Below are 12584 nucleotides of genomic sequence, written 5' to 3'. Positions count from 1 at the left end.
CATGACCGCAAAACCCTTCAAGGTTGCCATCGTCGGCACCGGTGTCATTGGCGCGGGCTGGGCCACGCATTTCCTCGCCAAAGGTTTCGAGGTCACGGCGACGGATCCGGGCGCGGGCGCAGAAGCGCGGTTGCGCGAGTGGGTCGACAACAACTGGCCCACCGTTGAAGCCCTCGGCCTCGCCGACGGTGCCTCGCGGGAAAAGCTGACTTTCACGACAGACCTAACCGCGGCCGTACGGCATGCTGGCTTCATTCAGGAGAGCGGGCCCGAGCGTCTGGACGTCAAACGCTCGTTGATAGCCGATATCGAAGCGGCGGCGGAGGCGGACGCCATCATCGCTTCGTCGTCGTCCGGTCTTTCGGTCAGCGAGATTCAAGCGGGCGCGAAACGTCCGGAGCGGATCGTCCTTGGTCACCCCTTCAATCCGTCCCACATTATTCCGTTGGTAGAAGTCGGCGGCGGCAGGCTTACATCACCTGAGAACGTGACGAGGGCTATCGCGTTTTATGCATCAACGGGCAAGAAGGCCATCCGTATCAGTAAAGAAGTGAAAGGTCATATTGCAAACCGTCTGCAGGTGGCTCTTTGGCAAGAAGCCATTTGCCTGGTTCAAAGAGGGATCGCCTCGGTCGAAGACGTCGATGCGGCCATTTCGCACGGGCCCGGCCTGCGCTGGGCTCTGTTCGGGCCGTTTCTCAACCTTCACGCATCCGGAGGCCCCGGTGGCATTACCCATTTGCTGCAGCATCTGGGTCCGGCCCAGCGCGACTGGGCTCGCGACCTGGGCACGTATCCGGAGACGGACGACTACATCGAGTTGATTGCGAAAGGCGTCGATGCGGAACTACAGGCGCACGACTTTCCCGAAATGCTTCGTCAGCGCGATCAATTGCTGGTTGAGCTTCTGGCGGCAAAGCGAGACCTTTCGCAGATCCCATAGGGGATCGTGACATGAAGCGATATGCCAGCACCGAAGCGAGCGCCGTGCCGACGAACTGAGTGACGTTCCAAAATATCGACGCACTGCATTCACTGGCCGCGGTGCTAGAGACTTCAATGTTCACCCCGCGGAATGACCGTTGCACTCCGGAAGCCGTCATTAAGGTAGAACGGAGTTCACCGTCCGGTTTGGGTCGAGGAACGAAACCGCTCGCGCGGTAAAGGGCTCCGGCCCGCGATAGCGGTAATGGAGGGGAAACCGACTCTGTTTTCATGTTGAAGGGCGAGGCAATCCGCCTCGTCAGTCAACGGGAGCAGAGTCATGACCCATACCAGACAGGGCATCAGCCCGCTGCGCCAGCGCATGATCGACGACATGCGCATGCGCCAGCTTTCCCCCAGGACGCAAGCCAACTATCTGCGCATCGTGCGCGAGTTTTCCCGGTTTCCCGGTCGCTCGCCCGATACCGCCACCGTCGAGGACCTGCGAGGCTACCAGTTGCATCTGGTGGATCACGGCACGTCAACCACTCATCGCGCGCTCCAACCAACACGAGCGCGACGTCTGGATGATTGGGATTGAACAAATAATGGCAAGATGTGAAACCGTGAACGTCAACGAGAAGGTATCAGCCGATTCATTGCTGGAAGGCCGGTCGGTATTTCCGCGTTCTTCCCGATCCGGCCTTGAATGCAGGCTGAGATTATCCGGATGGCGGTTATCCGGCTGTCATATGCGCGTTCGCGTCGCCTTCGGTTTGCTGCGCAGATGCACGAAGTGGTAGAAGCCGAAGGAAAGATCGGCATGGTTGAGCACGTCAGATTCGCCAATTGTGGCGACGCTAAACTTGAGACGCTTGATGGCCAGCTTTCCAGAGGGAGACGCAATATATGCGCGCATGAAGTCTTTCCTTGCCCGCGCATCAGCTTGGTCAAAAGCTTCACGACCAAGTCGGACCTCGTCTGCCAATCGCACCTTGACCTCTTCCTCGCGAGCAGCGCTGTTCGCTTCAACCGCGTTTCTCACAGTCGTCCGGGCAGTTACCTCAGCAAGCTCTTCTGTTGCTTTCTGGGCCAGTACCGTTTTCATTCGGCGCTCGGCTTCTGAAAGCCTGTAACCCTCTGTAATGGCCTTCATCAGGTAGCCCGCTGGACTCTTCTTCACCTTGGCGTCGTCAATCTTTACTCGGGTGTATTCGATTGCGTCAAGGATGCGTTCGTCGGACCAGATGGCGCGGTTCTGCGAGATGACGTTGAACTGCTTTTCGGTGAACCCGAATTCGTTTTTCAGCGTGGTGTAGGTTTCCTTCAACCCAATCAAGCTCGCGCGGACGGTGTCGGCTCCTTCCTTTCTGGATAGTCTGAAGCGTATCCGGTCAATCTTTTTGGATTTAGGGCTCTCTGTCCGCGTCTCGTAGCTCAGCCCGATGTCGGAGACCTCATTGATTTGCTTGACCGCGGGTTCGAGGCTGTCCCGCTTGAAATACTTGAAGACTGTTGCACTGGACCCCGCTTTACCTGGCCAGTTTCGAACGACTTCGATTTCAAACCAATCCGTGAGCCTGGACTCATGCCACCCGCGCGATATAAGAATTCGCCGGCGGCGTAGCGGTGTATCGCACCAAAGCGATTGATCCGATCAATCTCGGCGTCAGTCAGTACCGGAAATATCTGATGCCAGCGCGGGGTGCTATCTGGGGTCTGCGCATCCGCCACGGCAGAATGCTCGGCGCCGTTCGTGCCGACTTCTGTCTGGTTGTCCGGCCCGCCCGGTGGCGAAGCTGCGTCGCTGTTCATCGTGAACCTCTGACTACGCGCGTTGGAACCGGCCGGCGCAGAGCCACGCCCCTGACCTTTTGGATAACCCACGGGGTAAATGCCGTCCCGTGCTTCAAGATAGGTTAGCCGTCAACATGCCGCAAACAGGTAACACCAATCTTGCTCGTGTCCGAGCCCTCGTGGTACTCGCGACCGGCACAAGCGGACTTCCTGGCGCGCTCAGTTGCACGTTCATGAAATGGTCCGTTCTTCTCGATGATCGTCACGCCCGTACTGAACGTGAGGTGAGTTGCGCACGCCTCGATGCCGCGGCGATGTCGTCGGGTGTACCGATCCGGCCAGGAGGCGTCGTTGCCGCCACTTTGTCGTTGAAGTCAGCGCCCCGCCCAGACACGAAACTCGTGTCGACGACGCCCGGCGACACGTTCAGCACCCGGATGCGCGGCGCGAGAGCGCGGGCCAGCGATGCCGTCATCGTGTCGAGTCCCGCTTTCGCGGCGCAGTAGGCGACATTGCTCCCGACGCCGGTGGTGGCCGAGATGGACGACACGTTGACGACGAAACCATCTCCGCCTGAAAGCGCATGATTTTCGGCGGAATCCAGCGCATCAGGCAGGTGAGTACCTTCAGCGCGAGGTCGGTGCGCTGCCGGGTTAGCCGCAGCGAAACCTCTTCGATCCGCGCAAAACTCTCCTGTACTGACGGCAAGAGCTGTTCGCCTTCAATCGTCAGGACGAGTCCATTCGGCTGGCGCGTGAGCAACGGAAAACCGTAGTAATCCTCAAGGGCCTGGATCTGTCGGCTCACGGCCCCCTGTGTCAGACAGAGATGATCGGCGGCGCGCGCGAAGCTGCGGTGGCGCGCGACCATTTCGAAAGTCTGCAGTGCATTCAGCGGCGGCTGGCGGCGCATCGTCGATCCTCTCCCGCATTGGCGAAAGTCATGGCGGCTGGGTGAGCTTCGCGTCCGGACGGCTCCATATATACACCGAATATCGATCCCCGTTTCGTCTGAAGGTATCACGCTCTTGACTGGAGCCATGAGCCTGGAACATGGCGAGCATGCAAATGCATCGTTTGCAGTGCGTGAGTCACGAAGCAAGAATGGACGCACACACCAACTCCGGAGACAGGCATGCAGCGGCAACCGGTCAATACGCAGGGATCTCATGAACTCTCCTGATACCACTTCGCTCTTCGGCCATGCGCGCGGGCGCAGCCAGCCCCGGCCGGTCAGTATGCAGACTTGCGGTGAAGCGCTCGTGAGGCTGCTCGAACAGTACGGGGTCGACCTGGTGTTCGGCATTCCCGGCGTCCATACGGTCGAGCTGTATCGTGGGCTGGCGGGGTCGTCGCTGCGCCACGTCACACCCCGTCATGAGCAGGGCGCGGGGTTCATGGCCGACGGCTATGCACGCGTGACGGGCAAGCCCGGCGTGTGCTTTGTTATCACCGGGCCGGGCATGACGAATATCGCGACCGCGATGGCGCAGGCCTATGCCGACTCGATCCCGATGCTCGTCATTTCCAGCGTCAACGCCACGCGCCAGCTCGGCAGCGGCGCCGGCCGGCTGCACGAACTGCCGTCGCAGCGCGGCGTATTCGCGGGGCTCACAGCGTTCTCCCACACGCTGCTAAATGCGGACGAACTGCCGCAAGTGCTGGCCCGCGCGTTCGCGGTGTTTGCGTCCGAGCGGCCGCGGCCGGTCCACATCGAGATTCCGCTCGACGTGATCGTGGCGCCCGCGACCGCAATGACGTCCAGCAGCGTAGTGCTTCCGGCGAAGCCGGCCGGGGCACCGGCCGCACTCGATGCGACTGCCGCCTTGCTCGCCTCCGCGCGACGGCCGCTGATTCTGGCAGGCGGCGGAGCGATCGAGGCCGCCGCTGAGTTGTGCTCGCTCGCTGAACGTTTGCAGGCGCCGGTGGCGCTGACGATCAACGCGAAGGGTCTGCTGCCGCGCGGCCATGCGCTGTCGATCGGTTCGACCCAGTCGCTCGCCGCGACGCGCGCCCTGGTGCGCGAGGCCGACGTGGTGCTTGCGGTGGGCACCGAACTAGGCGAGACCGACTACGACGTGGTATTCGACGATGGGTTCGCCATCGACGGCAAGCTGGTCAGGATCGACATCGACCCCCAACAGGTCATGCGCAATTTCCGGCCCGATGTGGCCATCGTGGCTGACGCGAAGCTCGCGCTCACCGCACTGGACAGCAGGCTCGCCACGCGCCCGTTGCCGCCGCGCGACGCGGGCTGGGGCGCGCCGCGTGTGCGTACCGTGCGCGCCGCGGTCAACGCCGGCTACGACGCGCCGATTCGCTCGCAGGCGGTGCTGCTGGACACGATATCGGACACCCTGCCCGAGGTGGTCATCGTGGGCGATTCGACACGCCCGGTCTACGCTGGCAATTTCGTCTACGAGGCGGCCGCCCCCAGGTCGTGGTTCAACTCATCAACAGGCTACGGCACGCTGGGCTACGGGTTGCCGGCCGCGATCGGCGCGCGGCTCGCGTCCGGCAACCGCGCCGTGATCTGCCTGATCGGCGACGGTGGCCTGCAGTTCACGCTGCCGGAACTGGCGAGCGCCGTCGAAGCCGCCGTGCCGGTGATCGTGCTGCTGTGGAACAACCGCGGCTATGCCGAAATCAGGAAATACATGATCGAACGCGATATCGAGCCGATTGGCGTCGACATCGGCACGCCGAACTTCCTTGCGCTCGCGCGCGGCTTCGGCTGCTGTGCCGCGTCGGCCGATACGCCGGCCGTGCTGGCGAACGAACTCAGGCAGGCCGCAGGGCGCCGCGTGCCCACTTTGATCGAGATCGATGAACAGAAGTGGTTCGACCATGTGTCGGGAGGTCCGGCATGAATGCGCCAAACGACATGTCGTTCCTCACGCAGCTCTATATCGACGGCGGCTGGGTTGACGGCGCCGAGGGCCGGCGAATTCCAGTGCTCAACCCGGCAACTGGGGAATGGCTCGCCGATGTGGCGGCAGGCACCGCACATGACGTTGAACGGGCGGTGGCCGGTGCGGCCCGCGCGTTCCGTGCGTGGCGGCACACGACCGGCGCTGCGCGCGCACGCTACCTGCATGCCATCGCGGCGGAAGTCGAGGTGCGGCGCGAGCGTCTCGCCATGCTGCAATCCCTGAACAATGGCAAGCCGCAGAGTGAGGCGCACATGGATGTCGACGACGTGATCGCGACGTTCCGCTATTACGCCCAGCTGGCCGAGCGGCTGCACGACTCAACCGGCGAAGAAGTCAGCATCCCCAGCACCGAACAACGTGCACGGATTTGCCGCGAACCGTGCGGCGTGGCGGCGCTGATCGTCCCGTGGAATTTCCCGATGGTGACGACGGCCTGGAAGCTCGCCCCGGCGCTTGCGGCCGGCTGCACCGTCGTGCTCAAGCCGTCCGAAATCACACCGTTGCCGGAGCTCGAGCTGGCCTCGGCAATCGCATCAGTCGGTTTGCCGGCGGGTGTCTTTAACGCCGTGACGGGCACAGGTACCGATGTGGGTGCGCCGCTCGTCGCGCATCCGGACGTCGCGAAGGTATCGTTTACCGGCAGCACAGGGGTCGGTCAGACGGTGATGAAGACGGCCGCCGATACGCTCAAGGGCGTGAGCCTGGAACTCGGGGGCAAGTCGTCGATCATGGTGTTCGACGACGCCGACCTTGACCTCGCGGTCGACCTGGTCGAGGTGGGCGGCTTCTTCAACAGCGGGCAGATGTGTTCCGCGACGAGCCGGGTACTGGTGGCGCGCGAACTCGCGCCCAGGTTGCTGGCGAGGCTGGTCGAGCGTGCGGAGCGGATCGTCGTCGGCGACCCGTTTGCGCCGGGCGTGCAGATGGGGCCGCTCGTGAACCGTGCACAGTTCGAACGGGTGCTCGGCCATATCGAACAGGGCATTGCCGACGGTGCCCGGCTCGTAACCGGCGGCGGCCGACCAGCCGGCGCACCGAAACACGGCTTTTTCATCGCGCCGACGATTTTTGCCGATGTGCCCCCGACAAGCGCTTTGTGGCGCGATGAGATATTCGGCCCGGTCCTGTGCGTGCGCGTATTCGACACGGAACAGGAAGCCGTAGACGTCGCCAACGACAGCAACTATGGGCTGGTGGCGACCGTAGTCACTGCCGACGAGGCTCGCGGCGAACGCGTCGCGCGCGCGCTGGAGGCCGGCGTGGTGTGGGTCAACACGCCGCAGGTGATCTATCCGCAGACCTCGTGGGGCGGCTTCAAGCGCAGCAGCATCGGGCGCGAACTGGGCCCGTTCGGACTGGCCGCCTTCCAGGAAATCAAGCAGGTGCTGACGCTTCGTCATGCCGATTAACCTGCCGGCCCAAAGGGCCTGGTGATGCAAATCGATCGCAACGCGCGCTGCTCACTGAATTCTTCCGACACCCCTATTTTCGAAAGAGGAACGACCATGACCACTCTTCACTCCCTCTCACGGCGCACCCGGCGCGTGTTCGCCATGGCCGCCGCGTCGCTGGCATTCACGGGCGTCGCCGCGCTGTCGGCATTCGCGCCGGCCGCCCATGCCGATGCGCTGGATTCGATTGCGAAGTCTGGCGTTGTGCGAATCGGCGTATTCGAGGACTATCCGCCATTCGGCTCGATCGGTCCGGACATGAAGCCGCAAGGCTATGACATCGACGTTGCCGACCTCATCGGCAAAGCGCTTAACGCGAAGGTCGAACTGGTTCCGGTAACGGGCGACAACCGCATGGCCTACCTCGCGGACCACAAGACCGACATGCTGCTCTCCGTCGGCCAGACGCCGGAGCGCGAGAAAGTCATCGACTTCTCGCAACCATACGCGCCGTATTACCTCGCGGTATTCGGGCCGAAGACACTGACGGTCAGGAATGCCAGCGACCTCGCGGGCAAGAGCGTTTCGGTCGCCCGCGGCACCCTGGAAGATCTGAGCATCAGCAAAATCGCCCCGCCGACGGCCGCGATCAAGCGTTTCGACGATCCGAACGGTGCGATTTCCGCCTTCCTCTCCGGGCAGGCCCAGTTGATGGTGGTCGGCAACGACGTGGGGGCGACGATCCTCGCGCGTCACCCGGCGAATGATCCGGAGCAGAAATTCAAGCTGTTCAGTTCGCCCGATCACGTCGGCCTGAACAAGAACGAGCAGCGCCTGCAGCAGAAGGTCAACGAGACGATTGCCCGCGCCCGCAAGGATGGCACGATGAACACGATTTCCGAGAAGTGGCTGCGCGCGCCGTTGCCGGCCGATCTTTGATGACGCGCTTTCCGGACCGACCCAACCTGACCATGAGCGACACACCATGAGCTATGCATTCGATTTCAGCGGATTCGGTTTTTACGCGGACATGCTCGCGCGTGGCGTCGCCGTCACCCTGGGGCTCACTGCGGTATCGACCGTGCTGGGCGGGCTGGTCGGTATCGCGGGTGCCTGCATCGGCGTCGCCGGGCCGCGCTGGGCCCGCACGCTGGTTGCCGCCTACGTTGAACTGATACGCAACACGCCGTTCGTCGTGCAACTGTTCTTTGTGTTCTTTGGGTTGCCGGGTCTGGGCATCCATATCGACGAAGTACAAGCGGCGATCCTCGCGATGACGGTCAATCTTGGCGCGTACGCCATCGAAATCGTGCGCGCCGGCATCGACTCGATTCCCCGCGGCGAGGTGCAGGCCGCCCACGCACTGGGCTTGCAGGGGCGTCAGGTGTTCCGCCATATAGTCCTGCCGCAAGCGATCGCCAATGTGTTTCCCGCGTTGTTGAGCCAGGTGCTGATCGTCATGCTCGGTTCGGCGGTCGTATCGCAGATCTCAGTGCCCGATCTGACTTACGCGGCGAATTTCATCCAGTCGCGCAACTTCCGCTCGTTCGAGAGCTATCTGATCGTCACGGCGACGTACCTGTTCCTGTCGATCGTCTTGCGGCAATTGCTGAACCGGTTGGGCCGGGGCCTTTTTGCGGGACGCACGCCACGCACGCCACGCACGACCGATGTGCGTCGAAACTGGATCACACGGTTCGTCTGGCGTCGCGCACAGACGCTGACAACGGAGCGCCTGTCATGAACGAATTCACGTTGTGGGATATCGCGCGCAATCTGCTGCTTGCCGCGCGCTGGACCGTGCTGCTGTCGCTGATCGCCTTCGTGTGCGGCGGTGCAGTCGGACTTCTGTTGCTGGCGATGCGCGTATCGCCGTTGCCGTGGCTGCGCCGTATCGTCACGGTCTATGTGGAGCTTTTCCAGGGCACACCGTTGCTGATGCAACTGTTCCTCGCGTTTTTCGGCTTGCCGTTGCTCGGCGTGGACGTGTCGCCGTGGGCCGCTGCGACGGTAACGCTGACGCTCTACACCAGCGCCTATCTTGCCGATATCTGGCGCGGCTGCGTCGAGGCGGTGCCGCGCGGGCAGTGGGCCGCAGGCGCGAGTCTCGGCATGACGTTCAGCCAGCAGTTGCGCTACATCGTGTGGCCCCAGGCGAAGAAGATCGCGGTGGCGCCGACCGTTGGCTTTCTGGTGCAGGTGGTCAAGAGCACGGCGTTGACATCGATCATCGGCTTCATTGAGTTGACCAAGACCGGCTCGATGATCACCAACACGGCGTTCCGCCCGTTTCCAATTTACGGGATGGTCGCATTGATCTACTTCGCCATGTGCTTTCCGCTGACGTTGTACGCGCGCAGGTTGGAGCAGATGCAACACGCGAAGGAGCGCCGGTGACAATGGCCCGGATGCGACTGGTTCTTGCGGTTCTACGAGCTTTTCCCTTCGTGGCTTGTTCCACGGAACTCAACCAGGAATGGATTTCACAATGATCTCAATCAACAATGTTTCGAAGTGGTACGGACAGTTTCAGGTGCTGACCGGTTGCACGACGGAAGTCAAAAAGGGTGAAGTGGTGGTGGTGTGCGGTCCGTCGGGTTCGGGCAAGTCAACCCTCATCAAGGCGGTGAACGGTCTCGAGCCGTTCCAGCAGGGCGAAATCACGATCGATGGCCAGTCGGTCGGCGACAGGAAGACCAACCTGTCGAAGCTGCGCTCGAAAGTCGGCATGGTGTTCCAGCACTTCGAACTGTTCCCGCATCTGTCGATTACGGAAAACCTGACGCTCGCACAGATCAAGGTGCTCGGCCGCTCGAAAGACGAAGCCAATGCGAAGGGTTTGAAGCTGCTGGATCGCGTGGGCCTGCGTGCGCATGCGGACAAGTATCCGGGGCAGCTGTCGGGCGGCCAGCAGCAGCGGGTGGCGATTGCGCGCGCGCTGTCGATGGACCCGATCGCGATGCTGTTCGACGAACCCACTTCCGCGCTCGATCCCGAGATGATCAACGAGGTACTCGACGTGATGGTCGAACTCGCGCAGGAAGGCATGACGATGATGTGCGTCACGCACGAAATGGGCTTTGCGAAGAAGGTCGCGCATCGCGTGATCTTCATGGACAAAGGTCTGATCGTTGAGGACGACCGCAAGGAAGCGTTCTTCGCGAATCCGAAGTCAGATCGGGCTAAGGACTTCCTGGCAAAAATCCTGCACTAGGCAGGTTCCGTCACGGTGTGACCGCCATCGCGCGCCAACGGAAATCAAACGTTGGACTGTCGGCGATCCGTACACAGGAGATGCTGACGTGGGCTTGACGAGCGACTGCTTATTGCCGCAGAGGTCGGGTTGCGAGACACGTCATCACGCGTTGCACGGGTGCATCCCGGGCGCGGGACACGGCGGTCTATGAAACCGACGTCTATTTCGCCTCCTGGGGCTTACCTGTCGAACGCAATCCCGTGCCTGTGTAGTTCCCTCATCGCGCTGTCGAGGTGCGCGCGAGCGCTTTCTTTATCTCCGAGACGCATCTGGTCGTAAGCGCGCTGCGCCACATCGGGCGGCACAGGCTTGAGTGCCCGATTGCTACTCATCGCTTTGAGCTGGACCTCCGCCGCACGCTCCAGGTAATACAGGTCGTCCCACGCTTCGGCGATACTGGAGCCAAGCACCATCACACCGTGATTCTTCAGGAACAGGATGTCCGCATCGCCGATCGCCGCAGCGATACGGTCACCTTCCGACTCGTCCAGCGCCAGGCCGTTGTAATGCTCATCGACGGCCGTGCGGCCGTAGAACTTCAACGCCGTCTGCCCGAGCCACAACAGCGGCGGCCCCTCCAGCAGGCAGAGCGCTGTGGCGTTCGGCATATGTGTATGAAAAGCGGCCTTCACGCGTGGCATCAGCCGATGCAACCGCGCATGGATATAAAACGCAGTCGCTTCGGGCTTACCTTCGCCAGCAACGACGTGCCCGTCGAAATCGCAAACCAGAAGCCGTGACGCAGTGATCTCGGCGAAAGCATATCCATACGGATTCACAAAAAACAGGTCGCTATGTCCCGGGACAACAGCCGAAAAGTGATTGCAGATTCCCTCTTCGAAACCTCGCTGCGCCGCGAGCTGAAAACATGCCGCCAGTTCGATACGTGCCTGCACGATAACGTCGGAATCAAGTCGCACGTTGCGCGACGGCGCCATCGAGCCGATGGATGAAAGTGTATGCGCCATGATGGTTGCCCCTGAAAGTTACCAGCCGAGCGAAGTAAAGAGCGTCGGCACCTGATCAAGTGTGGCGAGCGTTGCATTGGGCGTGTAGTCGGGCAACAACGCGCGGGACCGTCCCACGATCGATCCAGACGCAGCGAAAACCGATATCGCGCGCTGCCGCGTGGTCGAGATGCGGGCTCGCACAAATATGCGGCGAGATCGGCGCCGCTTTTGTCCGACACGCGCCTAACTCGTTACCGGAAGGCGCGGCATCCTGATGCCAGCGCACGCGATGGCCACCGTCAGAAGCGGGCTCACGAAGCAAAACACAGCATACGGCGCATAACTGAGCGTGCCCACCCCGAGCGTTGCCGCCATATAGGCACCGCAGCTGTTCCATGGGATCAACGAGCCGGTGGTTGTAGCCGTGTCGCCGACGGCGCGTGAAAGCACCACAGGCGCAAAACCGCGCATGGCAAAAGCATCCTTGAACATCCGCGCTGGAAGGACGACTGCGATGAACTGGTCGGCGGTCACGATGTTCGTCGCGATTGCGGCGGCAACCAGCGAGGCGACCAGCGCACCGGCGGTCTTCGCCTTCTCGATGATCGGGGAAATCAGGCGTTCGATCACGCCGCACTTTTCGGCCACACCGCCGAAGGCGAGTGCTGTGATGATCAGCCAGATCGTGTTTAGCATGCTCTCCATGCCGCCGCGCGTCACCAGCACGTCGAGCGTCGGGGAACCGGTCGACGCCTTGTAGCCGCTCGCAAGAGCGAGCCAGACGCCCTTGATGGCCGCGATCCATGCTGGCACGCCCTCTCGCGCCGCAGCGAACGCGATTACCCGTTCGGGGGCCACAATCACGGCGAGCACGCCCCCGGCGAGCGCGCCGAGAAAGATGGCGGTGAACGGCGGACACCTGAAAAGCGCCAGGACAGTGACAAGGATGAGAGGCAGGAACAGTACTGGCGAGATATGGAACGCACCCTGCATGGCCGAGATCTTGGCGCTGGCGTCGAAATCGCCCGGTCAGCCAAGCATGAAGAACACGGCCAGCGTGATCACCATCGCAACCACTGAAGTCAGCAGCGTCTCGCGCACATGTTCGTACAGATCGACGCCGGCGGCGGCAAGATTGGCTGAGTCCGAGAGCGGCGAAGACTTGTCACCGAAATACGCGCCGGAGATCACCGCGCCGGCCGCGATGGCGGGGTTCAGTCCCATGTTCTGCGCTATGCCTATGAGGCCGATTCCGATCGTGCCAGCGACGGTCCATGAGCTTCCGATGCTGAACGAGACGATGCCGCAGATGGCGGCAGCAGTGACGTAGAAGT

9 protein-coding genes and 6 pseudogenes are annotated in these 12584 nt (G+C 62.1%); 8 read left to right on the top strand and 7 right to left on the bottom strand.

Annotated features, from left to right (window positions below):
• Window position 1 precedes the first annotated feature (1 nt).
• Together P3T23_RS16190 and P3T23_RS16185 are read left to right on the top strand one after the other, a co-directional pair.
• Window positions 2–943: a 3-hydroxyacyl-CoA dehydrogenase NAD-binding domain-containing protein gene (locus tag P3T23_RS16190; protein ID WP_429317169.1), complete on the top strand. Its 942-nt coding sequence runs from the start codon at window positions 2–4 to the stop codon at window positions 941–943.
• A 321-nt stretch (window positions 944–1264) separates the two neighbouring features.
• Window positions 1265–1468, top strand: a pseudogene (locus tag P3T23_RS16185) (phage integrase N-terminal SAM-like domain-containing protein); the annotation flags it as partial.
• A gap of 204 nt (window positions 1469–1672) precedes the next feature.
• On the opposite strand, the gene P3T23_RS16180 reads toward P3T23_RS16185, so the two are convergent.
• From P3T23_RS16180 to P3T23_RS16165, 4 genes and pseudogenes are all read right to left on the bottom strand, one after another.
• Window positions 1673–2254 (bottom strand): hypothetical protein, encoded by a 582-nt coding sequence (locus P3T23_RS16180; protein ID WP_429317168.1) that lies wholly within the window; start codon window positions 2252–2254, stop codon window positions 1673–1675.
• Window positions 2255–2314: 60 nt separating this feature from the next.
• A pseudogene (locus P3T23_RS16175) lies at window positions 2315–2485 on the bottom strand (replication initiation protein); the annotation flags it as partial.
• Window positions 2486–2963: 478 nt separating this feature from the next.
• A pseudogene (locus P3T23_RS16170) lies at window positions 2964–3298 on the bottom strand (SDR family NAD(P)-dependent oxidoreductase); the annotation flags it as partial.
• Window positions 3289–3633, bottom strand: a pseudogene (locus P3T23_RS16165) (LysR family transcriptional regulator); the annotation flags it as partial. The pseudogenes P3T23_RS16170 and P3T23_RS16165, both read right to left, overlap by 10 nt.
• A gap of 256 nt (window positions 3634–3889) precedes the next feature.
• On the opposite strand from P3T23_RS16165, the gene P3T23_RS16160 reads away from it, so the two are divergent.
• From P3T23_RS16160 to P3T23_RS16135, 6 genes are all read left to right on the top strand, one after another.
• Window positions 3890–5590 (top strand): 5-guanidino-2-oxopentanoate decarboxylase, encoded by a 1701-nt coding sequence (locus tag P3T23_RS16160; protein WP_429317167.1) that lies wholly within the window; start codon window positions 3890–3892, stop codon window positions 5588–5590.
• On the top strand, window positions 5587–7062 hold the full coding sequence (locus P3T23_RS16155) for an aldehyde dehydrogenase family protein (protein ID WP_429317166.1): 1476 nt from the start codon (window positions 5587–5589) through the stop codon (window positions 7060–7062). The genes P3T23_RS16160 and P3T23_RS16155 overlap by 4 nt, the downstream gene beginning before the upstream one ends.
• A 96-nt stretch (window positions 7063–7158) precedes the next feature.
• A complete protein-coding gene (locus tag P3T23_RS16150) occupies window positions 7159–7983 on the top strand; it encodes a transporter substrate-binding domain-containing protein (RefSeq protein WP_429317165.1) in 825 nt (274 codons plus the stop codon).
• Between the two features lie 46 nt (window positions 7984–8029).
• Complete coding sequence (locus P3T23_RS16145; RefSeq protein ID WP_429317164.1) at window positions 8030–8788, top strand: amino acid ABC transporter permease; 759 nt, start codon at window positions 8030–8032, stop codon at window positions 8786–8788.
• Window positions 8785–9441 carry an amino acid ABC transporter permease gene (locus tag P3T23_RS16140; protein ID WP_429317163.1) on the top strand — a complete coding sequence of 219 codons (657 nt, stop codon included), beginning with the start codon at window positions 8785–8787 and terminating at the stop codon, window positions 9439–9441. Before P3T23_RS16145 ends, P3T23_RS16140 begins: the two co-directional genes overlap by 4 nt.
• Window positions 9442–9532: 91 nt before the next feature.
• Window positions 9533–10258 carry an amino acid ABC transporter ATP-binding protein gene (locus tag P3T23_RS16135; RefSeq protein WP_429317162.1) on the top strand — a complete coding sequence of 242 codons (726 nt, stop codon included), beginning with the start codon at window positions 9533–9535 and terminating at the stop codon, window positions 10256–10258.
• Between the two features lie 221 nt (window positions 10259–10479).
• Here P3T23_RS16135 and P3T23_RS16130 read toward each other — a convergent pair whose 3' ends face one another.
• The 3 genes and pseudogenes from P3T23_RS16130 to P3T23_RS16120 all read right to left on the bottom strand — a co-directional run bounded on the left by P3T23_RS16130 (window position 10480) and on the right by P3T23_RS16120 (window position 12474).
• Entirely contained in the window at window positions 10480–11268 is a 789-nt protein-coding gene (locus P3T23_RS16130) for an aldolase (RefSeq protein WP_429317161.1), read from the bottom strand.
• A gap of 18 nt (window positions 11269–11286) precedes the next feature.
• Window positions 11287–11458: pseudogene (locus tag P3T23_RS16125) on the bottom strand (haloacid dehalogenase type II); the annotation flags it as partial.
• A 35-nt stretch (window positions 11459–11493) separates the two neighbouring features.
• Window positions 11494–12474 (bottom strand): annotated as a pseudogene (locus P3T23_RS16120) (Na+/H+ antiporter NhaC family protein).
• Window positions 12475–12584: the final 110 nt, after the last annotated feature.

The organism is Paraburkholderia sp. GAS448, assembly GCF_050435685.1.
Taxonomy (GTDB): Bacteria; Pseudomonadota; Gammaproteobacteria; order Burkholderiales; family Burkholderiaceae; genus Paraburkholderia.
Note: the sequence above shows the minus strand (reverse complement) of the source record. Positions and strands in the feature narration are given on the sequence as shown.